This window comes from Micromonospora humidisoli (assembly GCF_016900955.1).
GTDB classification, from domain to species: Bacteria; Actinomycetota; Actinomycetes; order Mycobacteriales; family Micromonosporaceae; genus Micromonospora; species Micromonospora wenchangensis.
Map to the genome: position 1 here is coordinate 1,025,313 of NZ_JAFEUO010000002.1, position 20,012 is coordinate 1,045,324.

Here is a 20,012-nt window from a genome sequence, read left to right on the forward strand (position 1 = left end):
TCCTCCTCACGGCAGCTCCTCGACCTGCACCGGCGCCTGGGCGCGGATCACCCCGATGTCGCTGGTGATCGCCTCGTCCGGGAACCGTTCGGCCACCCGGCGCAGGATCTCCGCCCGGCGCTGCGGGCTCTCCACCTCACCGGTGAGGACCAGGCCGGTTTCCCGGTGGACCACGGTGATGCCCTGCTCGGCGACGTCCGGGTCCTCGGTCAGCAGCCGTTGGATCTCCGCCTCGACGTAGGCGTCCGGCGGGCCGGCGCTGTGCTCGGTCACGGGGTCTCCCTTCCCTCGGGGATGCGGGCGTACGGCACCGGCGTGCCCCCGTACGGGACGACGTCGAGCCGGTCCAGCAGCATCAGGAACGCTTCGGCGTACGGCGAGTGCTGGGTCTCCCTGCGTACCCGCTCCCAGTCGATCTGTTCGCGCAGCGACCGGGCCAGCGGCAGGCCCCGGGCGAAGTCGCAGTAGTGCTGGGAGAAGCTGAGCAGCTTGTGCACCATCAGCCGGGTCGCCGACAGCACCGGCATGTGGATGGCGTCCACCGGGCGGACCACGGTGTCGGCGAGGGTCTCGTGGGTCACCGGGGTCTCCACCGGCCGGTGGATCAGGTCCACCATCCGTCCGTCGTCGTAGACCTTGACCAGCCAGTCCTCCGGCGGGCGCTCGGCGGTGAAGCCCTCGTCGGTCAGCGCCTCCAACGCCCGCTCGACATGCTCCTCGGGGAGCAGGAAGTCCACGTCGTGTTCGCTGGAGTGGCCGCCGTGGGCGTACACGGCGAAGCTGCCGCCGAGGGCGAAGGGGATCTCGTTCTGCTTGAGCACGGCGGCGACCCGCTTGAGGGTGTGCAGGAGGCTGACGTCCCCGCGCTCGGCCATCTGGTCTCTCCCGTCGTGGATGGTCGGTGGGAAATGACGTTGCGTACCCGGCCGTCCGTCCGTCCACACCTGCCCGGTGCGCCGGTCCCGGTCGTCACGCCCCATCCGGGCATCGACCGGACAAGGGGGGATGCGCCGGTCGGATATCCTGTGCAGGGTGGCCAGATCACGGCGCGCGACCGACGGTGGGACCCGACTGCGGCGCGTCGCGCTGATCGGCATCGACGGCTCGGGCAAGACCACCCAGGCGTACCGGCTCGCCGCCGCGCTCACCTCGGCCGGGCGGCCCGCCACCTACCACCGCAACGCGGGTGGCCGGCGCTGGCTGGGCCGGCTCGCCGCCCGGTTCGGCCGGGCCGACGCGCAGTTGCTGGTGGGCCGGGACGGGATGCTCGCGGTGGAGTCCGTGCTGCGCTGGCTGGCGATCGCCGCCGCGCTGCTCAGTTGCCTGGTGACCGGCCGCACCGCGGTGATGGACCGCTACTCCGCCTGCCAGTACGCCAGCATCCGGGCGCACGGTGGGCAGCGCTGGGAGCGGCTGGCCCGGGCCGGCTACCGGATCTTCCCCGCACCGCAGGTCACCTTCCTGCTCGCCGTCGACCCGGTCGAGGCGTACCGGCGGATCGAGCGGCGGGGGGAGGACCACGAGACGATGGGTTGGCTGACCGCTGCCGACGCGGCCTACCGGTCGCTGCCCGAGTACCCGGGTTTCGTGGTGGTGGACGCCGGCGGCGGGCCCGACGAGGTCTCCCGGCGGATCCGGGCGCACCTGGCGCGCTGGCTGCCGCCGGAGGAGGCCGGGCCGGTCGTCGATGATCCGCCGGACGGCACCGGGCCGTCCGCGCCGGAGGCGACCGGTGGGCCCCGGGAGCCGGTCGCCGCCCAGTCCCGCCCGTAGACGTAGGCGATTCCACCGGACCGGTGGAGGCACGTCAGGCTGCGCAAATGGCAGTCTGGGCCGGTACGCCCCCGGACCGGGGGATACTTCCTGTCGGATCCGCGCGGTCGTGGTTGACGCTCGGGGCTCATGAAAGTAAGTTTCATCCGTGGCGAAAAGTCCGAAGATTTCCGCGAGTTACGAGCCGGGTGGACTGATCGTCCACATCAGTGGCCTGCTCCCGTCGCTGTCCCCCGCCGAGCAGCGGGTCGCCCGACTGGTCGTCGCCGATCCGGCCGATGCCGCCCGACGGACCATCACCGACCTCGCCACCGCCGCCGAGACCTCCGAGGCCACCGTCATCCGGTTCTGCCGGTCCGTCGGCATGGACGGCTATCCGCAGTTGCGGATCCGGCTCGCGGCCGAGGCGGCCCGCCGGATCGAACCGCCGGACGCCCGGGTGGTCGGCGGGGACATTCCACCCGGCGCCGACCTGGCCCAGATCATCGCCACCATCTCCTTCAACGACGCGCGGGCCGTCGAGGACACCGCCGAGCAGCTCGACCCGACCGTCTGCGAGCAGGTCGTGGAGGCGATCGTCAGCGCCGGCCGGATCGAGGTCTACGGTGCCGGCGCGAGCGGCTTCGTCGCCTCGGACTTCCAGCAGAAGCTGCACCGCATCGGCCGGATCGCGTTCTCCTTCCCCGACGTGCACACCGCGTTGACCTCCGCCGCCCTGCTCGGCAAGGGTGACGTGGCGATCGGCATCTCGCACAGCGGCACCACCTCCGACGTGATCGAGGTACTCGAACAGGCCCGCTCCCGGGGGGCGGTCACCGTCGCGCTGACCAACTTCCCCCGGTCGCCGATCACCGAACGGGCCGACTTCGTCCTCACCACCGCCGCCCGCGAGACGACGTACCGGTCCGGGGCGATGGCCAGCCGGATCGCCCAGCTCACCGTGGTGGACTGCCTCTTCGTCGGGGTGGCCGCCCGCAACCGGGCCCGGGCCCGGCGGGCGCTGGAGGTCACTGCCGAGGCGGTGCGAACACACCGGGTCGGCGGCAGTCGGAGGCGCTCGTGACCGCCGGCCGGGTCGGGCCGGACGACGTGGTGGGGCAGCGGGACGAGGAGGACGTGGTCGACCTGCGGCCGGTGGTCCGGGTCGGTGCCCCGACCGAACGGCGCAACCCGCACAGCGCCGACCTCGACCTGATGTCGACCCGGGACGTGCTCCGCGTGATCAACGATGCCGACCGGCGGGTGCCGGCGGCGGTGGCGGCCGTCCTGGACGAGATCGCAGTGACCGTCGACCTCGCGGTGACCGCGCTGCGCGGTGGGCGCCGGGTGCACTACTTCGGGGCCGGCACCTCCGGCCGGCTCGGGGTGATCGACGCCGCCGAGCTGGCCCCCACCTTCAACTCCCCGCGCGGCTGGTTCTGCGCCCACCTGGCCGGTGGGCCGGACGCGATGTGGCAGGCCGTGGAGGACGCCGAGGACGACCGGGCCGGCGGGGCCCGCGAGGCTGCCGGGTGCGTCACCGCCGGTGACCTGGTGGTGGGGTTGGCGGCCAGCGGACGCACCCCGTACGTCCTGGGCGCACTCGACGCGGCCCGGCAGCGGGGGGCCTCGACCGTGCTGCTCTGCGCCAATCCGGAGGTCCGGGCGGCGGCCGAGGTCGACGTGGTCATCGGGGTCGACACCGGCCCCGAGGTGGTGACCGGCTCGACCCGGATGAAGGCGGGCACCGCGCAGAAGCTGGTGCTGAACACCTTCTCCACGGCGGTGATGGTGCGACTGGGCCGGGTCTACTCCAACCTCATGATCGACATGGTGGCCACCAACGCCAAGCTGCGGGGCCGCATGATCTCCATCCTGATCGAGGCGACCGGCTGCTCCGAGGAGGTCTCCCGGCGGGCCCTGCACGAGGCCGACGGCGACCTGAAGACGGCACTCGTCTCGCTGCTGTCCGGGGCCGAGGTCGACGCGGCCCGCGCCGCGTTGGCCCGGACCGCGCACCAGGTCAGGGGCGCCATCGCCCTGCTCGCCTCCTGACCGGCGGGCGCGACACCGGGGGCCGGCCCGCGGGGTGACGCAGAACACCGTGCCGGGGGGACGTCGGCCACGCCACGGATTGTTGTCAGGGGCGTGGGGTAATCCAGGACCGCCCGGTGAACCGACCGGTCCACCGGCCCGTATCTGGCAGTGACTCCGGTCGCAGCCGGGCGGTGACGAGGGTCGCGGTTTACCGGGACGCCGCAGTGACGCGGGGTCCGGCGTACGGCCGCCGACAAGCGTGCCGACCAGCGGCGATCGTGCGGTCGCCGGGTGGCCCCGCAGGGCCGCTGACAGCAAACGTGGACCGGGCTTTCAGCTGGTACTCAGGCATTCGTGACACTTTCGACTCACGACATGGAATCCCCGACCCGTCTCGACTGTTGTGCAGGTGTCAGCACCGGCGGGCAGCAGGGGCGTTGCACGGGGGAGGGCTGATGGACGTGGGGATGGCAAGGAACCGGGCAACCGGCGCGAGCGAGGGGACCGTGGACACCGTGGACAAGAACATCGGCATGCGAACCGACGAGGTCGCCGAGGAGCGTGACCTGGTCGGCGTCTACCTTCACGAGATCTCCCGGACGCCACTGCTGGACGCCGCCAGGGAGGTCGATCTCTCCAAGGCGATCGAGGCCGGCCTCTACGCCGAGCACCTGCTCGGCGAGGACCGCGTCCCCGCCGGGGTCGACCGGGACGACCTGGAGCGGCTGGTCGTCGAGGGGGAGCGGGCGAAGGACCTCTTCATCCGGGCCAACCTGCGGCTGGTCGTGTCGATCGCCCGCCGGTACGTGCGCTCCGGGATGCCCATGCTGGACCTGATCCAGGAGGGCAACACCGGTCTGGTGCGCGCGGTCGAGAAGTTCGACTACGAGCGGGGCTACAAGTTCTCCACCTACGCCACCTGGTGGATCCGGCAGGCGATCAGCCGGGCCATCGCGCAGCAGGAACGCACCGTCCGGCTGCCCGTGCACCTGGTCGAGGACGTCAACCGGATGCGCAACGTGGCCCGGCAGCTCACCCGTGAGCTGGGTGGCGACCCGGAGCCGGAGCAGATCGCGGCCGCCCTCGGCGTCACCGTCGAGCGGGTCAACGAGCTGGTCCGCTGGTCGCAGGACACGGTGTCGCTGGACACCCCGGTCGGCGACGACGGCGACACCAACCTCGGTGACCTGGTGGCCGACAGCGACGCCCCGTCCCCGGAGGACATCGTCCTCACCGGGTTGGAGCGGCAGCGCATCGAGGGCCTGCTCAACCACCTCGACGACCGGTCCGCCGGCATCATGCGGGCCCGGTACGGCCTGGAGGACGGGCGGGAGCACTCGTTGACCGAGGTGGCGTCCCGGTTCTCGCTGTCGCGGGAGCGGATCCGCCAGCTGGAGATCCAGGCGCTCGGCCGGCTGCGTGAGCTGGCCCGTGCGGAGGGCCTCCAGGCGGCCTGAGCTGGTAGTAATGACGGCGAACGGCCGGCGTCCGATAGGGGGACGCCGGCCGTTCGCCGTTGTGGTTCCGGTCAGCGGACCCGGCCGTAGCCGGCGATGCTCATCATGTTCATCTTCCGCTTGAGCACATTGCGTCCGGCGCTCGGCGCGTCGATCACCTGACCGCTGCCGACGTAGAGCGCGACGTGCCCCAACCCCGAATAGAAGACCAGGTCGCCGGGGCGCAGCTCGCTACGGCTGACCCGGGAGGTGGCGTTCCACTGCATCGCCGCGTTGTGTGGCAGCCGCTTGCCGGCGGACCGCCAGGCGGCGAGCGTCAGACCTGAGCAGTCGTACCCGCCGGGCCCCTCGGCCCCCCAGACGTACGGCTTGCCGATCGCGCCGTAGGCGTACCGGACGGCGGCCCCGGCACCACCGGAGACGGCAGGCGTGTCGGAGGTGTCGGGTGGCGCGGCGCTCTTCGGCTTCTTCACCGGCGCCTCGGTGGCCCGGCCGTACGCCGCCCGCCGCATCTCGTAGAGCTCCGCCAGGTCCTGCTCGATCCGCTTCTTCGTCTTGGTGAGCGCCCGGGACTGGGCGGCCTGCTTGGCGAGCGTGGCGTCGAGCTTGGTCTTCTGGTCCAGCAGCGCGCGTTGGTCGGCGGTGTACCCGTCGATCTGCTGCTGCCGGTGCCGGGTGAGCTGGTCGAGGGTGCCCAACCGGTCGACCAGCGAGCCGCCGGCCGGGTCGAGGACCGCCTCGGCCGTGCGTAGCCCGCCGGTCTTGTACGCGGTGGCCGCGATCTGGCCCACCGCCGCCCGGCTCTGGGCGGCCTGGACCTCCAGCGGGCCGATCCTGGCGTGCAGGCCGGCCGCGCTGGCCTGGTTCGTCTTGATCTCCTCGTTGAGCTTGTTGTACGACTCGACGATCCGTTCCAACTCGGCGGAGGACCGCTCGATCCGGGCGGTGAGGTCGGCGACCGAGGGCTCGGCCCGGACCGGTGCCGACGGGGCGATCAACGCGGCCGACAGGCCGGCGACCGCCAGGGTGCGCAGCAGCATCCGTAAGGACGACAAGAGCGGAAGACTCCTCTCCCACCGGTCGTCGGAGGATGCTGAGCCCCCGGCGACACCGGCCCGGGCCCGTCCGGATGGACGGCCGTGTACCGAGCCGGCCCGATCAACCTAACCTGTGGCGGGAGTGACGCGCAGACAAAGCAGCGGCGAATGTTGGCCGAGCGCGTCGGCGGGTCGTTGTGGCAGGTGACGCCGTTGATGCGGGGCGGACGGCAGGCGATCGCGTTCTGCGCGGTAGGCGAGGAAGATCCGATTCGTCGTTCCAGGCGGATACCGGTGGGGATCGCGCGGGTAAAGCCGGATAAAACCGAATTGGTGGTCAGATGTCGGCGTCGGGTAGGTGGCGCTCGCCGGAACTGTCGGAAATCGGAGAGCGGGCCGGGCGGGGCGGGCACCAGAATGGAGCACCCGCCGGGAATCCCGCCGAACGCAGGTGGCCTGGCGTGGACGACCGGCTCCGTCGGCCCCCCGGGAGGACGCCGTGCAGGCAGACCGCGCCAGCACCCGACCGCCACACTGGTCCCGACCGACCACCCTGCTCTACGCCCGACCCGGCATCGTGGTGACCACCGAACGGTTCACCGCCGGCCACAGCAGCTACGCCGTCGCCGACCTCACCCACCTGCGCACCGGCCGGGGGCCGCACGACCGGCTCGCCGCCCGGGTCGTCACCTGCGCCACCGTCGGGGCGGGAACCGTCGGCGTCCTGCTCGGCTTCACCGGCGGGTTGGAACGGCTCACCGCCGGGGCGTACCTGGCGCTGGGCGTGGTGTGCCTACTGCCGGTGCTGCTGGTGCTGCTCGGCGACCGCTGGCGGCCACCGGCCCACGAGCTGTACGGCCACTGCCACGGCACCGAGCTGCTGCTGTTCAGCAGCGACGACCTGGAGCAGTTCGAGCAGGTGGTCGACGCCCTGCACCAGGCCCGCGAGCAGCACCGCTACCCCGACGCCGACGACCCGTCGACCTCCGCCGGTTACTTCCGACCGGTGCGCTGAGGCCCGTCCGCGTGCCGGCCGTCAGCGGCCGACCGGCTCCGGCGTACGGGCCGGCGCGGCGGCACCCAGTTCGCGGGTCACCCTGCGCTCCGCGACGAACGACACGAACGGCACCGTGCCGGCGAGCATCACCAGCAGCATCCGCTTGAGCGGCCAGTCCACCCGTCGCCCCAGGTCGAAGGTGGCGGCCAGGTAGAGCAGGTAGAGCCAGCCGTGCGCGGTGCCGACGACGGCCACCACGATCGGCTCGTCGAACGCGTACTTCAGTGGCATGCCGATCAGCACCAGCACGGCCAGCGCCACGCCCACGATCCAGGCGATCACGCGGTACCGGGTAAGGGCTCCGCCCACCGTCGTCCGTCCTTCCGACCGGCCTCAGCCGGGATAGTCGCCGGGCCTCGCGCCCGGATTGGCGTTCAACCAGGTCAGATAGCGGTTGTACGCGGCCAGGTCGGCGTCGTCGGCGCCGTCGACCGGGGGCGTCGGCACCCGGGCGGCCCGCACCGGACGCCGTACCGCAGGGGTGCCCGGCCCGGGGGTGGCCGGCCCGGCCGGGGTCACCCCGTCCGGCGACGGCGTCGCGGCGGGGGCGCGCAGCGCGTGCCGGACCTCCCGCCACCAGACGAAGACCACGAAACCGGCGAAGATCGGCCACTCCACCGCGTACGCCCAGCTCAGCGTGTTACCGGAAGCGGCCCGGCTGATCTGCCACCAACCCAGCGCCAGGAATCCCGTGACCAGGACGACCAGGGCCACGTGGCGGGCGATCCACGCCGGGGTCCAGAGCCGCTTCATGCCGTCGAGGGTACCGGGAGGACCCGCGCTCTCCGACGCGACGTCGTAGTCGCCGCGCCGGGCGGCGCAGGCTGGTTTGGTGCCAGCACGGCTGGGCAACCGTCTAGACAGCCAGACCAGTCGAACCCGAGGGGGCGACATGACCGACTCAGTACACCGCTCCGACACCAGCGCCGAGCAGCGGATGCCGGAGTGGGACGGTGACCACGTCCACCGGGCCGCCACCGTGGTCACCGAAACCGACGGCGAACTGCTCGGGGTGGACCCGGCCGACCTCCCCGACGACGACCTGATCCGCGAGTTGCAGAGCCTGCACCGCACCCGGCTCGACACGCTGCGGCACGCCGCCGACTCGGCGCTCGCCAACCACCTGCGCCGCACCGCCGAGCTGGAGACCGAGTACCTGGCCCGGCACCCCGGCCGCGAGGTGGACCCGCACCGGCTGCGGGACGCCTGATGGGCACCCGCGCCGAACGTGGCATGTCCGCGCCGCCGGAGGTGGTGTTCAGCACCGCCACCGACCCCGAGCGGATCGACGCCTGGCTGCCCGGGGAGCTGCGGACCGACGGCCCGACCCCGAGCAGCCGCTCCGACGACGAACTGCACGCCCGCTGGGACGGCCCGGACGGCACGGCCGAGCTGCGGGTCGCCCCGGCCGACTCCGGCGGGGCCCGGGTCCGGCTGGACCTGCCCGCCGGCTCGGACGCCGGCCTCGCCGACGAATCGCTCGTCAACCTCGAACGTGAGGTCGCCGAGAACCTGACCGCGGGTTGACCCCACCCGCCCACCCCGACGCGCCGTACCCGACGGTGCGGCCCACGAACGAGGAGACCCGGTGACCGACGGTGGTGTGAAGCAGAAGGTGGCGCGGCTGCGCCAGGCGTACGCGCCGCACGAGCACCGGCCGCTGGACGGCTACCTCGCGGCGATGGGCACCTACGCCGGGGTGACCGCCACCATCGCGGCGCTGGTCAAGGCGACCGGCCGGCCGGTGCCCGAGCGGCCCTCCCCGGGTGACGTGGTGCTGCTCGCCGTCGCCACCCACAAGCTGAGCCGGCTGCTGTCCAAGGACGCGGTGACCAGCCCGCTGCGGGCCCCGTTCACCCGCTACGACCGCCCGATCGGCAGCGGCGAGGTGATGGAACAGGTCCGGGACCAGGGCAGCTCCACCCGACACGCGATCGGTGAGCTGCTCAGCTGCCCGTTCTGCCTGGCCGTCTGGGTGGCCACCGGGCTCACCGGCGGCCTGGTGCTGGCCCCCCGGCTGACCCGGCTGGTGGCGACCGCGCTGACCGCCGTCGCCGCGTCCGACTTCCTCCAGATGGGGTACGCGGTGGCGCAGCAGGCCGCCGAGGGTGGGCGGCACGACGAGCGGTGACCCGTACGCGGAAGGGGCCGGCGGATCGTGTCCGCCGGCCCCTTGTCCGTCATCCGTCGCCGCCCGCTCAGGTGGGGGTGGTGCCGTGGTCCTCGCCCGCCCAGCCGCGCGACGCCTCCGGCTCCCGCTCGTCGGCGTCCGCGCCCGTGATCACGTCGCGGTCGACCGCCGTCCGGTCGTGCTCGTTGGCGAAGTCCGGTTCGGGCAGGGTGTCCAGCCCCTCGGGGGGTTGGCCGAGGGCGGGCACCCGCTCGTGGCGTTCGTTCTGGTCGGACATCTCGATCTCCTCTCGCCGGCGTCGCCGGTCAGCCCGCCGACCCGCCCAGCAGGTCGGCCACCTCGTCGACCGCGTACTCCCCCTCGGGGAGGGCGGCGACCCGGGTGAGCAGCTCCGCCGGCAGGTCCGCGCCGACCGCCGAACGGTAGATGTCGGCCTGGCTGAGCCGTTCCTGGCCGTGGTAGATCTCGTCCAGCAGCTCGTCGAGCTGGGGGAGGTCCGGCCGGGCGGTCCCGGGCAGGTCGTCGGGCGTGGCGGCGTCGTCGGTCACCCCGCCCTGCTACCCGGGGCCGAAACGGTCAAACCCGTCAGGCCGGGGTGGGCAGGGTGGCCCGACGGGCCCGCACCGCGACGGCGAGCTGCTCCAGCACCTCGGCCGTGGTGTCCCAGCCGAGGCAGGCGTCGGTGACCGACCGGCCGTAGGTCAGCTCCCGGGTCGGGTCCAGGTCCTGACGGCCCTCAAGCAGGAAACTCTCCAGCATGATGCCGACGATGCCGCGCTGCCCGGCGGCGAGCTGGGCGGCCACGTCGGCGGCCACCTTCGGTTGGTTGCGGTGGTCCTTGCCGCTGTTGGCGTGGCTGGCGTCGACCACCAGCCGCTCCGGCAGCCCGGCCGCCCGCAGCAGCTCCAGCGCCCCGGCCACCGAGGCGGCGTCGTAGTTGGGCCGGCCCCCGCCGCCGCGCAGCACCAGGTGCCCGTCGGCGTTGCCCCGGGTGTGCATGATCGCCGGGGTGCCCGAGACGTCGATGCCGGGGAAGACGTGCGGCACCTCGGCGGCCCGGATCGCGTCCACGGCGGTGCCGATGCTGCCGTCCGGGCGGTTCTTCATCCCGATCGGCATGGACAGGCCGGAGGCGAGCTGCCGGTGCACCTGGCTCTCCACCGTCCGGGCCCCGATCGCGCCCCAGGCCACCGTGTCGGCGATGTACTGCGGGGTGATCGGGTCGAGGAACTCGCAGCCCACCGGGAGCCCCAGCCGGACCACGTCGCGCAGCAGCGCCCGAGCGGTGCGCAGGCCGGTGTTCACGTCGCCGGAGCCGTCCAGCGCCGGGTCGTTGATCAGGCCCTTCCAGCCGACCGTGGAACGCGGCTTCTCGAAGTAGACCCGCATCACCACCAGCAGGTCGTCGGCGTGCCGGTCGGCGGCCGCACGCAGCAGGTGGGCGTACTCCAGCGCCGCCGCCGGGTCGTGCACCGAGCACGGGCCGACCACGACCAGCAGGCGGTCGTCGGCGCGGTCGAGCACCCGGCCGACGTCGCGTCGACCGGCCAGCACGGCCGAGGCCAGCGGCGGGTCCAGGGGCAGCTCGTGCAGGAGCAGGGCGGGGGTGGTCAGCGGCACGACACGGTCGATCCGTTGGTCGATGACCGCGCCGTTGTCCGGGGTGGGCCCGTTGTCCGGGGTCGTCACGGTGGGAATCCTTCCGCCGACCGTGCCCGGGGCCGGTGCCCGGGTCGAGCCGGCTGCTCGTAAACAGAAGGGCAGGAAGCTCGAAGGCTCCTGCCCGGCCGGCTCGAAACGCGGTGACGTCAGCTCATGGTGAGGTCACCGGCTCCGCAGCCGGCTGCCTAAACCATGGATACGTACGCGTCACGCCAGCAAGCGTACCCGACCGGAGGGAAGGACTCATCCCGTCGTCGGCCGCTCCTCGCCTGACGTTCACCTCCGTCACTGCCACCGTCGGTAACTTCGGCGGCACCGCTCGCATCCCCCGGAGGTATCCGATGGACCGTCGTACCGTCCTGCGCGCCACCGTCGCCGGTGGGGCCGCCGCCTTCGCCGGCAGCCTCTGGTCCGGCGCGGCGTCGGCCGCACCGGCCCAACCGGGCACCGGCCCCTACGGGCCGCTCGGCACCGCCGACGGCAACGGCATCCAGCTCCCCGCCGGCTTCACCAGCCGGGTGGTCGCCCGTTCCCGGCAGACGGTGCCGGGCACCTCGTACACCTGGCACCCCGCGCCCGACGGCGGGGCCTGCTTCGCCGCCGGCACCGGCTGGATCTACGTCTCCAACTCGGAGATCACCCCCAACGGCGGCGCGTCGGCACTGCGGTTCGCCGCCGACGGCACGGTCACCTCGGCGTACCGCATCCTGTCCGGGACCAACCAGAACTGCGCCGGTGGCGCGATGCCGTGGGGGACCTGGCTGTCCTGCGAGGAGATCAGCCGGGGTTTCGTCCACGAGACCTACCCGCAGGGCGGCACCGCCGCGGTGCAGCGGCCGGCGCTGGGCCGGTTCAAGCACGAGGCGGCGGCGGCCGACCCGGTCCGCCAGGTGATCTACCTGACCGAGGACGAGACCGACGGCTGCTTCTACCGGTTCCGGCCCACCGTCTGGGGCGACCTCTCCACCGGCACCCTGGAGGTGCTGGTCGCCGGCACCGCCACCAGCGGCCCGGTGAGCTGGGCCCGGGTGCCCGACCCGGACGGCTCGCCGACGACGACCCGCAACCAGGTCGCCGGGGCGAAGCGGTTCACCGGCGGCGAGGGCTGCTGGTACGCCGACGGCACCTGCTGGTTCACCACCAAGGGCGACAACCGGGTCTGGGCGTACGACGCGGTCGGCCAGCGCATCGACCTGGCGTACGACGACTCGCTGGTGACCGGCGGCGCCGCGCCGCTGACCGGGGTGGACAACATCACCGGCACCCGCTCCGGTGACCTCTACGTCGCCGAGGACGGCGGCAACATGGAGATCAACATGATCACCCCGACCGGGGTGGTGACGCCGTTCCTGCGGATCACCGGGCAGTCCTCGTCGGAGATCACCGGCCCGGCGTTCTCCCCGGACGGCAGCCGGCTCTACTTCTCCTCCCAGCGCGGCACGGCCGGGATCTCCGCCGGGGGCATCACCTACGAGGTGCGCGGCCCGTTCCGCTGACCGGCGGGGGACCGGCATGGTGTCGCCCGGCGGCGTGGCGGGCGGGCCGACGGGGTAACAGGATGCGCATGACCCACGAGCAGAGCGATCAGGACCGGGTGGAGTCCCGGGCCCACCTGCTGCCCGAGGAGGCAGCGGTGGGCAGCGACGACCCGCAGGCCCAGGCCGAGGCGATCCTCGCCGAGTCGGACCTCCGTGCGGCCGACCAGGGGGCCGCCCCCGACACGGTGCTGGAACACCGCACCTCCGAAGAGACCGTCCCCCCGATCGAACCCCCCGACTGACCCGTCCCGACCGCTGACCCGCAGGCCCCGGTGGCGACACGTCGCCACCGGGGCGTGGAGATCGGATAGCGTCGGGTCATGCCCGACAGCGGTTACCCCTGGCCCATCGAGACGACCCGACTGGACAACGGCCTGCGCGTGGTGGTGAGCGAGGACCGCACCGCCCCGGCGGTCGCGGTCAACCTCTGGTACGACGTGGGCTCCCGGCACGAGCCGACGGGACAGACCGGCTTCGCCCACCTCTTCGAGCACCTGATGTTCGAGGGCTCGGTCAACGTCGCCAAGACCGAACACATGAAACTGATCCAGGGCGCCGGTGGCTCGCTCAACGCCACCACCAACCCGGACCGGACGAACTACTTCGAGACCGTCCCGGCCGAACACCTCGAACTGGCCCTGTGGCTGGAGGCCGACCGGATGGGCGGGCTGGTCCCCGCGCTCACCCAGGAGACCCTGGACAACCAGCGGGACGTGGTCAAGAACGAGCGGCGGCAACGCTACGAGAACGTCCCGTACGGCGACGCCTGGCTGCGGCTGCTCCCGCTGCTCTACCCGCCGGGGCACCCGTACCACCACGCGACGATCGGGTCGATGGCCGACCTGAACGCCGCCGACCTGGCCACCTTCCAGGCGTTCCACCAGACGTACTACGCGCCCGACAACGCCGTGCTGACCGTGGTCGGCGACGCCACCGCCGCCGAGGTGTTCACGCTGGCGCAGCGGTACTTCGGGGCGATCCCGGCCCGCGGCGACATCCCCGCCGCGCCGGACGGGCACACCGTCGCCGGCACCGGCCGACCCGCCGTCGAGACGGTCACCGCCGACGTGCCGGCCGCCCGGGTCTACGTCGCGCACCGCACCCACCCGTTCGGCAGCACCGGCTACGACGTGGCCACGGTGGCCGCCACCGTGCTCGGCAGCGGCCGGGGCAGCCGGCTCTACCAGCGGCTCGCCGACGGTGAACGGCTCGCCCAACCCGACCTGGTCGGAGCGTACGGGGTGGACCTGGCACACGCCCCGGCACCGGTGATCGCCACCGCCACCGCCCGCCCCGGGGTGAGCGCCGACCAACTCGCCGCCGGGGTCGCCGAGGTGGTCGACGAACTCGCCACCGTGCCGGTCACCGCCGCCGAACTCGACCGGGCCAAGGCGCTGCTCAGCACCGCCTGGTGGCGGCAGATGTCCACCGTGGACGGCCGGGCCGACGCGCTCGGCCGGTACGCCACCCAGTTCGGCGACCCGGCGAGGACCGCCGACCGGCTGCCCGGCTGGCTGTCGGTGACCGCCGGACAGATCGCCGAACTGGCCGCCGACCTGCTCACCCCGGCCGACCGGGTGACCCTGACCTACCTGCCGGAGGAGACCCGATGACGCTGATCACCACCCGGCCGGGTCCGGGCACCGCCCGCCCGTACCGGTTCCCGACCGTGGTCCGGCGGGACGTCGCCGGTGGCCGGGTCGTCGCCGCGCACCTGCCCGGCCAGACCCTCGCCGTCGCGCTGCTGCTGCTCGACGCGGGCGCCGGCCGGGAACCGGTAGGCAAGGAGGGCCTCGGCGCGGTGCTGGCCAAGGCGCTGGAGGAGGGCACCGCGCAGCGGGACGCCACCGGGTTCGCACTCGCCGTCGAGGGCCTCGGCACCGAACTGGCCACCGGTCTGGACTGGGACAGCTTCCAGGTCAGCGTCCAGGTGCCGGTGGACCGGCTCCACGCGGCGGTGGAACTGCTCGCCGAGGCGGTACGCACACCCCGGCTTGACCCCGACGACGTCCGTCGGGTGCGCGACGACGAGGCGACCGCGCTGCGGATGGACTGGGCCAACCCCGGCCCGCGCGCCGACGCGGTGCTGCGCGCCGACCTGTTCGGCGCGGACAACCGGTGGGGCCGCCCGCTCTACGGCGACCCCGGCTCGGTGGCCGGGCTGGACGTGGAGGACGTCACCGTCTTCCACTCCGAGTGGTTCCTGCGCCCCGGCACCCTGATCGTCGCCGGGGACCTGGACCGCCTCGACCTGGACGCGCTGGGCGCGGCGGCGTTCGCCGGCACCGGCGGCGGCCCCGCCGAGCGGGGCGGCCCGATCGAGGTGCCGCTGCCCGCCGGCCGGCGGATCATCCTGGTGGACCGGCCCGGGTCGGTGCAGTCCACGCTGCGGCTGGGCCATCCCGCGCCGCACCGCGCCCACCCCGACCACGTGCCGATGACACTCGCCGGCACCGTGCTGGGCGGGGCGTTCACCTCCCGGCTCAACCACCTGATCCGCGAGGTACGCGGCTACACGTACGGCATCCGGGGCGACTTCGCCTCGTCCCGCCGGTTCGGCCGGTTCGCGGTCAGCTCCGGGGTGCAGACGGCGGTGACCGCGCCGGCCCTGGTCGAGGCGGTCGGTGAGATCAGCCGTACCCGGGCGGGCGGGGTGACCGAGGACGAGTTGGCGGTGGCCCGGTCCTGGCGGGCCGGGCAGCTGTCGGTCGAGTTGCAGAGCCCCCGGGCGATCGCCTCGGCGTTGACCACCCTGGTCGTGCACGACCTGCCCGACGACTACCACGCCCGGCTGCGGGAGGCGCTGCTCGCCGCCGACGTCGCGCAGGTCTCCGCAGCCGCCGCCACCCACCTGCACCCGGAGGCGCTGACCTTGGTCATCGAGGGCGACGCGGCGGCGATCCGGGACGAACTGGTTGCCTCCGGGCTCGGCGAGGTGACCGACCACGTCGGCTGACCGGCGTCGGCGCGACCGGGGCGGTGTGATTCCGGTCGCGCCGCCCCGGGAGCGCCGGGCCGGGCCTGCGGTGCGGATGCTGCGGCCGGACGGCCCCGCCACGGCCGATCTTCCAGGGCTGCGGGGCGTACCGTCGGGTGGTTTTGCGGCACGGCGACCGGCCCGGGCGGTGACCGGCCGGGCCGGCGGCGACCCGGGCGGTGGGAAAGGCTTCCCGGTCCGGGCCTGCGGCTGGGTAGCCTCGCGGGCATGAGGATCGGCATTGTGGGAGCCACCGGCCAGGTCGGTGGGGTCATGCGGCAGGTGTTGGCGGAACGCGAGTTCCCGGCGGAGCAGGTGCGGTTGTTCGCCTCGGCCCGGTCGGCCGGGCGCACCGTGGCCTGGCGGGACGGCGAGGTCACCGTGGAGGACGCGGCCACGGCCGACTACTCCGGGCTGGACATCGTGCTGTTCTCCGCCGGCAAGGGCACCGCGAAGGAGTTGGCCCCCCGGGTCGCCGCGACCGGCGCGGTGGTGATCGACAACTCGTCGGCGTTCCGCACCGACCCGCAGGTGCCGCTGGTCGTCGCCGAGGTCAACCCGCACGCGCTCGCCGACCGGCCGAAGGGCATCGTCGCCAACCCGAACTGCACCACGATGGCCGCGATGCCGGTGCTGCGCCCGCTGCACGACGAGGCCGGCCTGGTCAGCCTGGTCGTCGCCACCTACCAGGCGGTCTCCGGGGCCGGCCTGGCCGGTGTCGCCGAGCTGGACGAGCAGGTCCGCAAGGTCGTCGAGGGGGCCACCGCGCTGACCCACGACGGGTCGGCCGTCGAGTTCCCCGCGCCGCGCTCGTTCGCCAGGCCGATCGCCTTCAACGTGCTCCCGCTGGCCGGTTCGATCGTCGACGACGGCTCGTTCGAGACCGACGAGGAGCAGAAGCTGCGCCACGAGAGCCGCAAGATCCTGGAGATCCCCGAGCTGAAGGTCTCCGGCACCTGCGTCCGGGTGCCCGTGTTCACCGGCCACTCGTTGCAGATCAACGCCCGGTTCGCCAGGCCGATCACCCCGCAGCGGGCCCGGGAACTGCTCGACGGCGCTCCCGGGGTGGCGCTGTCGGACGTGCCGACGCCGTTGCAGGCGGCCGGTCAGGACCCGACCTACGTCGGCCGGCTGCGCGCCGACGAGACCGTCGAGCACGGCCTGGCGTTGTTCTGCTCCAACGACAACCTGCGCAAGGGCGCCGCGCTGAACGCCGTGCAACTCGCCGAGCTGGTCGCCGCCGAGCGGCGCTGAGCAGTGTTACCTGCTCGGGGGCGGCGGGTAGACCGCGGTGCCGACACCGAGAGGGGAGCACCATGACAACGGTCGGAGAGTTTATGACGACCCGGTTGGTGACGATGGACGGCAACGACACCCTCGCCGCCGCCGCGCAGGAGATGCGGGACAGCGCCATCGGCGACGTGGTGGTGACCAACGGTGACGACGTGGTGGGGATCGTGACGGACCGGGACATCACCGTCCGGGGCGTGGCCGAGGATCTCGACCCGAACCGCGCCCGGCTCAACGAGATCACCAGCCGGGACGTGATCACGGTCAGCCAGTACGACGACGCGGTCGCCGCCGCGGACCTGATGCGCACCTACGCCGTACGCCGGCTGCCGGTGATCGACGACGGTCGGCTGGTGGGTCTGGTGTCGATGGGGGACCTCGCGGTGGAACGGGAACCCCAGTCGGTGCTCGCCGACGTCAGCGCCGACGACCCCAACAACTGACGTCCGCCCTGTCCGACGCCGGCCTCCGGGACCTCCCGGGGGCCGGCGTCGTCGTGCGTGCCTGCCGGGTTCACCCGATCCGGGCGAGGTTGACCCCGGGCGGGGCGGGGACCCCCGTGCGGGTACCGGCAGGTCGATGCCGGGCACCGGCAGGTCGAGGCGACGACGGGGGAGAGGGCCCGATGGTGGACGCGACCACGAGGTTCTTCGAGAGCCTGAACCGGCGGGATCACGAGCCGCTGCTGAACAAGGCGGCCGGGACAGTACGTTTCGACCTGCACGAGGGGGCGCAGACCACCCACTGGCTGCTGCGGGTGGACCGGGGCAGGCTCACGGTCAGCCAGGAGGACCGGGAGGCCGACACGGTCATCGGCACCACGCCGGCGCTGTTCGAGGAGATGGCCGCCGGGCGGGAGAACGGCCTGGCGGCGGTGCTGCGCGGCGACATGACGGTCACCGGTGACGCCCGGCTGGTGGTGCAGATCGAACGGATCTTCCCCGGGTCCCCGGACGCACAGGGGCCGCGCCGGCTCCACCATCGGGAGGTGCGGTGATGGCACAGGGCAACACGATCCGGATCCTGGACGGCAACACGTTCGTCGTCTCCGAGGAGACCGGTGACATCGAGGCCACGCCGACCGAACCGACGGGGCTGTTCTCCCTGGACATGCGGTTCCTGTCCCGTTGGGTGCTGACCATCAACGGGGAACGGCTCAACGCGCTGTCCTACGACGACCTCCAGTACTACGAGGCGCGGTTCTTCCTGGTGCCGGGGATGGCCACCCACTACGTCGACGCCAAGCTGTCGATCATCCGGGAGCGCGCGGTCGGCGGCAGCTTCCGCGAGAAGCTGACCATCCTGAACCACGACGAGAAGGCGGTCGACCTGGAGATCCGGATGGACGCCGGGGCCGACTTCGCCGACCTCTTCCAGGTCAAGGACGAGATCCTGAACAAGAAGGGCGAACTGTACGCCGAGGTCGAGTCCGACCGGCTGCGGCTGGGCTACCGGCGGGGCAACTTCGTGCGGGAGACGGCCATCTCGTCGTCCCGGCCGGCGCGGTACGACCGCAACGGGTTCGCGTACTCGGTGCACCTGGAGCCCAACGAGCAGTGGAACGCCGAGATCGACGTGCAGACCTTCGCGGTCGGTCCCGGCGGGCGTGACCTGCGGCTCGGGGTGACGGCGCACGGCCACGAACGGCTCGCCCTCCAGCACGACCTGGAAGAGTGGATCGCCAAGGCCCCGAAGGTCAACAGCGAGCACGACCGGGTGGCCGCCACCTACCGGCGTAGCCTGATCGACCTGGCGGCGCTGCGGTTCGCGCCGCTGTCGCTGGGCGGCCAGACCCTGCCCGCCGCCGGCCTGCCCTGGTTCATGACGATGTTCGGCCGGGACAGCATCCTGACCTGCCTGCAGGTGTTGCCGTTCGCGCCGGAGTTGTCCAAGACCACGCTGCGCATCCTAGCCTCGCTTCAGGGCAGCCGGTTCGACGACTTCCGTGACGAGGACCCGGGCCGCATCCTGCACGAGATGCGCTACGGCGAGACGGCCGCGTTCGAGGAGCAGCCGCACTCGCCGTACTACGGCTCGGTGGACGCCACCCCGCTGTTCGTGGTGCTGCTCGACGAGTACGAACGGTGGAGCGGTGACGTCGCCCTGGTCAAGGAGCTGGAACGGGAGTGCCGGGCGGCGTTGAAGTGGATCGACGACTACGCCGACCTGGCTGGTAACGGCTACATCTGGTACGAGCGGCGCAACACGGAGACCGGGCTGGAGAACCAGTGCTGGAAGGACTCCTGGGATTCCATCTCGTACGCCGACGGCAGCCTGCCGCCGTTCCCCCGGGCCACCTGCGAGGTGCAGGGCTACGCGTACGACGCGAAGCTGCGGGCGGCCCGGATGGCCCGGGAGTTCTGGGGTGACCCGGCGTTCGCGGACCGGCTGGAGCAGGAGGCCGCGGCGTTGAAGGAACGCTTCAACCGGGACTGGTGGGTGGCTGACGGGGAGTTCTACGCGCTGGCCCTGGACCCGGACGGCCGGCAGTGCGACGTGCTCAGTTCCAACATCGGGCACCTGCTGTGGAGCGGGATCGTCGACCACGACCGGGCCGAGAAGATCGCCCAGCACATGGTCGGGCCCCGGTTGTTCACCGGTTGGGGCGTGCGCACCCTTGCCGAGGGGGAGGTGCGGTACAACCCGATCGGCTACCACAACGGCACGATCTGGCCGTTCGACAACTCGTTCATCGCCTGGGGGCTGCGGCGGTACGGCTTCGCCGAGGAGGCCGCCACCATCGCCAGCGGCATCCTCGATGCGGCGACGTACTTCGACGGGCGGCTGCCCGAGGCGTTCGGCGGCTACCCTCGGGAGCAGACCAAGTTCCCGGTCGAGTACCCGACGGCGTGCAGCCCGCAGGCCTGGTCGACGGGGGCGCCGCTGCTGCTGCTGCGCACCATGCTCGGGTTGGAGCCGCACGAGGGGCACCTGGCGGTGGAGCCGGTGCTGCCGGTCGGGATGGGACGGATCGAGGTGTTGGACATCCCGGGTCGCTGGGGGTGGGTGGACGCCTTCGCCCGGGGCCGCCTCGATCTGCACAAACTGGCCGACTGACGGTGCGGGGTAAAGTA

The 20,012-nt window shown here is 72.8% G+C and carries 24 protein-coding genes; 16 read left to right on the forward strand and 8 right to left on the reverse strand.

Going from position 1 to position 20,012, the window contains the following annotated elements; translation table 11 throughout:
• Positions 1–6: 6 nt before the first annotated feature.
• Positions 7–273 (reverse strand): hypothetical protein, encoded by a 267-nt coding sequence (locus JQN84_RS10095; protein ID WP_204958056.1) that lies wholly within the window; start codon positions 271–273, stop codon positions 7–9.
• The gene (locus tag JQN84_RS10100) at positions 270–875 is read right to left on the reverse strand and encodes a nucleotidyltransferase (protein ID WP_204958057.1); all 606 of its coding nucleotides are present in this window, start codon (positions 873–875) and stop codon (positions 270–272) included. The genes JQN84_RS10095 and JQN84_RS10100 overlap by 4 nt, the downstream gene beginning before the upstream one ends.
• 157 nt (positions 876–1,032) lie before the next feature.
• Here JQN84_RS10100 and JQN84_RS10105 point away from each other — a divergent pair, with 157 nt between their 5' ends.
• The 4 genes from JQN84_RS10105 (at position 1,033) to JQN84_RS10120 (ending at position 5,246) form a co-directional block, all read left to right on the forward strand.
• A complete protein-coding gene (locus JQN84_RS10105) occupies positions 1,033–1,773 on the forward strand; it encodes a dTMP kinase (protein WP_204958058.1) in 741 nt (246 codons plus the stop codon).
• Between the two features lie 148 nt (positions 1,774–1,921).
• Positions 1,922–2,836 carry a MurR/RpiR family transcriptional regulator gene (locus JQN84_RS10110; protein WP_204958059.1) on the forward strand — a complete coding sequence of 305 codons (915 nt, stop codon included), beginning with the start codon at positions 1,922–1,924 and terminating at the stop codon, positions 2,834–2,836.
• Positions 2,833–3,807, forward strand: a complete 975-nt coding sequence (murQ, locus tag JQN84_RS10115; RefSeq protein WP_372445957.1) for an N-acetylmuramic acid 6-phosphate etherase — start codon at positions 2,833–2,835, stop codon at positions 3,805–3,807. Before JQN84_RS10110 ends, murQ begins: the two co-directional genes overlap by 4 nt.
• 449 nt (positions 3,808–4,256) lie before the next feature.
• Positions 4,257–5,246 carry a sigma-70 family RNA polymerase sigma factor gene (locus JQN84_RS10120; RefSeq protein ID WP_204958060.1) on the forward strand — a complete coding sequence of 330 codons (990 nt, stop codon included), beginning with the start codon at positions 4,257–4,259 and terminating at the stop codon, positions 5,244–5,246.
• Positions 5,247–5,317: 71 nt separating this feature from the next.
• Here the strand turns inward: JQN84_RS10120 and JQN84_RS10125 are convergent, their stop codons facing one another.
• Positions 5,318–6,301 carry a C40 family peptidase gene (locus tag JQN84_RS10125; RefSeq protein ID WP_204958061.1) on the reverse strand — a complete coding sequence of 328 codons (984 nt, stop codon included), beginning with the start codon at positions 6,299–6,301 and terminating at the stop codon, positions 5,318–5,320.
• A 481-nt stretch (positions 6,302–6,782) separates the two neighbouring features.
• On the opposite strand from JQN84_RS10125, the gene JQN84_RS10130 reads away from it, so the two are divergent.
• A complete protein-coding gene (locus JQN84_RS10130; RefSeq protein WP_204958062.1) occupies positions 6,783–7,298 on the forward strand; it encodes a DUF6232 family protein in 516 nt (171 codons plus the stop codon).
• A gap of 21 nt (positions 7,299–7,319) precedes the next feature.
• Here JQN84_RS10130 and JQN84_RS10135 read toward each other — a convergent pair whose 3' ends face one another.
• A complete protein-coding gene (locus JQN84_RS10135; RefSeq protein WP_204958063.1) occupies positions 7,320–7,649 on the reverse strand; it encodes a DUF3817 domain-containing protein in 330 nt (109 codons plus the stop codon).
• Positions 7,650–7,673: 24 nt separating this feature from the next.
• Positions 7,674–8,093 carry a hypothetical protein gene (locus JQN84_RS10140; RefSeq protein ID WP_204958064.1) on the reverse strand — a complete coding sequence of 140 codons (420 nt, stop codon included), beginning with the start codon at positions 8,091–8,093 and terminating at the stop codon, positions 7,674–7,676.
• Between the two features lie 139 nt (positions 8,094–8,232).
• On the opposite strand from JQN84_RS10140, the gene JQN84_RS10145 reads away from it, so the two are divergent.
• From JQN84_RS10145 to JQN84_RS10155, 3 genes are all read left to right on the forward strand, one after another.
• On the forward strand, positions 8,233–8,550 hold the full coding sequence (locus JQN84_RS10145) for a DUF6158 family protein (RefSeq protein ID WP_204958065.1): 318 nt from the start codon (positions 8,233–8,235) through the stop codon (positions 8,548–8,550).
• Entirely contained in the window at positions 8,550–8,867 is a 318-nt protein-coding gene (locus JQN84_RS10150) for an SRPBCC family protein (protein WP_204958066.1), read from the forward strand. The genes JQN84_RS10145 and JQN84_RS10150 overlap by 1 nt, the downstream gene beginning before the upstream one ends.
• 61 nt (positions 8,868–8,928) lie before the next feature.
• Positions 8,929–9,471 carry a DUF1360 domain-containing protein gene (locus tag JQN84_RS10155; RefSeq protein WP_204958067.1) on the forward strand — a complete coding sequence of 181 codons (543 nt, stop codon included), beginning with the start codon at positions 8,929–8,931 and terminating at the stop codon, positions 9,469–9,471.
• A gap of 67 nt (positions 9,472–9,538) precedes the next feature.
• Here the strand turns inward: JQN84_RS10155 and JQN84_RS10160 are convergent, their stop codons facing one another.
• From JQN84_RS10160 to JQN84_RS10170, 3 genes are read right to left on the reverse strand one after another with little or no spacing between them, the layout of a single operon-like run.
• Entirely contained in the window at positions 9,539–9,748 is a 210-nt protein-coding gene (locus JQN84_RS10160) for a hypothetical protein (RefSeq protein ID WP_204958068.1), read from the reverse strand.
• 28 nt (positions 9,749–9,776) lie between these two features.
• Complete coding sequence (locus tag JQN84_RS10165) at positions 9,777–10,019, reverse strand: hypothetical protein (protein WP_307821129.1); 243 nt, start codon at positions 10,017–10,019, stop codon at positions 9,777–9,779.
• A 37-nt stretch (positions 10,020–10,056) separates the two neighbouring features.
• The gene (locus tag JQN84_RS10170) at positions 10,057–11,160 is read right to left on the reverse strand and encodes a 3-deoxy-7-phosphoheptulonate synthase (RefSeq protein WP_204958069.1); all 1,104 of its coding nucleotides are present in this window, start codon (positions 11,158–11,160) and stop codon (positions 10,057–10,059) included.
• Positions 11,161–11,474: 314 nt separating this feature from the next.
• Between JQN84_RS10170 and JQN84_RS10175 the strand changes: the two genes are divergently transcribed.
• The 8 genes from JQN84_RS10175 (at position 11,475) to JQN84_RS10210 (ending at position 19,995) form a co-directional block, all read left to right on the forward strand.
• Entirely contained in the window at positions 11,475–12,629 is a 1,155-nt protein-coding gene (locus JQN84_RS10175) for an alkaline phosphatase PhoX (protein WP_204958070.1), read from the forward strand.
• 68 nt (positions 12,630–12,697) lie between these two features.
• Complete coding sequence (locus tag JQN84_RS10180; protein ID WP_204958071.1) at positions 12,698–12,913, forward strand: hypothetical protein; 216 nt, start codon at positions 12,698–12,700, stop codon at positions 12,911–12,913.
• 78 nt (positions 12,914–12,991) lie between these two features.
• Positions 12,992–14,284 carry a M16 family metallopeptidase gene (locus tag JQN84_RS10185; protein ID WP_204958072.1) on the forward strand — a complete coding sequence of 431 codons (1,293 nt, stop codon included), beginning with the start codon at positions 12,992–12,994 and terminating at the stop codon, positions 14,282–14,284.
• Positions 14,281–15,627: a M16 family metallopeptidase gene (locus JQN84_RS10190; RefSeq protein WP_204958073.1), complete on the forward strand. Its 1,347-nt coding sequence runs from the start codon at positions 14,281–14,283 to the stop codon at positions 15,625–15,627. Before JQN84_RS10185 ends, JQN84_RS10190 begins: the two co-directional genes overlap by 4 nt.
• 249 nt (positions 15,628–15,876) lie before the next feature.
• Complete coding sequence (locus JQN84_RS10195) at positions 15,877–16,902, forward strand: aspartate-semialdehyde dehydrogenase (RefSeq protein WP_204958074.1); 1,026 nt, start codon at positions 15,877–15,879, stop codon at positions 16,900–16,902.
• Between the two features lie 62 nt (positions 16,903–16,964).
• Entirely contained in the window at positions 16,965–17,381 is a 417-nt protein-coding gene (locus JQN84_RS10200; RefSeq protein WP_204958075.1) for a CBS domain-containing protein, read from the forward strand.
• A gap of 182 nt (positions 17,382–17,563) precedes the next feature.
• The gene (locus JQN84_RS10205; protein WP_204958076.1) at positions 17,564–17,935 is read left to right on the forward strand and encodes an SCP2 sterol-binding domain-containing protein; all 372 of its coding nucleotides are present in this window, start codon (positions 17,564–17,566) and stop codon (positions 17,933–17,935) included.
• Positions 17,935–19,995: an amylo-alpha-1,6-glucosidase gene (locus JQN84_RS10210; protein WP_204958077.1), complete on the forward strand. Its 2,061-nt coding sequence runs from the start codon at positions 17,935–17,937 to the stop codon at positions 19,993–19,995. Before JQN84_RS10205 ends, JQN84_RS10210 begins: the two co-directional genes overlap by 1 nt.
• The last annotated feature ends 17 nt before the right edge of the window (positions 19,996–20,012 follow it).

Coding starts and splice junctions, on each gene's coding strand:
- JQN84_RS10100 (WP_204958057.1), bottom strand. CDS start 875: ATGGCCGAGCGCGGGGACGTCAGCCTCCTGCACACCCTCAAGCGGGTC.
- JQN84_RS10120 (WP_204958060.1), top strand. CDS start 4,257: ATGGCAAGGAACCGGGCAACCGGCGCGAGCGAGGGGACCGTGGACACC.
- JQN84_RS10140 (WP_204958064.1), bottom strand. CDS start 8,093: ATGAAGCGGCTCTGGACCCCGGCGTGGATCGCCCGCCACGTGGCCCTG.
- JQN84_RS10145 (WP_204958065.1), top strand. CDS start 8,233: ATGACCGACTCAGTACACCGCTCCGACACCAGCGCCGAGCAGCGGATG.
- JQN84_RS10150 (WP_204958066.1), top strand. CDS start 8,550: ATGGGCACCCGCGCCGAACGTGGCATGTCCGCGCCGCCGGAGGTGGTG.
- JQN84_RS10160 (WP_204958068.1), bottom strand. CDS start 9,748: ATGTCCGACCAGAACGAACGCCACGAGCGGGTGCCCGCCCTCGGCCAA.
- JQN84_RS10175 (WP_204958070.1), top strand. CDS start 11,475: ATGGACCGTCGTACCGTCCTGCGCGCCACCGTCGCCGGTGGGGCCGCC.
- JQN84_RS10180 (WP_204958071.1), top strand. CDS start 12,698: ATGACCCACGAGCAGAGCGATCAGGACCGGGTGGAGTCCCGGGCCCAC.
- JQN84_RS10185 (WP_204958072.1), top strand. CDS start 12,992: ATGCCCGACAGCGGTTACCCCTGGCCCATCGAGACGACCCGACTGGAC.
- JQN84_RS10190 (WP_204958073.1), top strand. CDS start 14,281: ATGACGCTGATCACCACCCGGCCGGGTCCGGGCACCGCCCGCCCGTAC.
- JQN84_RS10195 (WP_204958074.1), top strand. CDS start 15,877: ATGAGGATCGGCATTGTGGGAGCCACCGGCCAGGTCGGTGGGGTCATG.
- JQN84_RS10200 (WP_204958075.1), top strand. CDS start 16,965: ATGACAACGGTCGGAGAGTTTATGACGACCCGGTTGGTGACGATGGAC.
- JQN84_RS10205 (WP_204958076.1), top strand. CDS start 17,564: ATGGTGGACGCGACCACGAGGTTCTTCGAGAGCCTGAACCGGCGGGAT.
- JQN84_RS10210 (WP_204958077.1), top strand. CDS start 17,935: ATGGCACAGGGCAACACGATCCGGATCCTGGACGGCAACACGTTCGTC.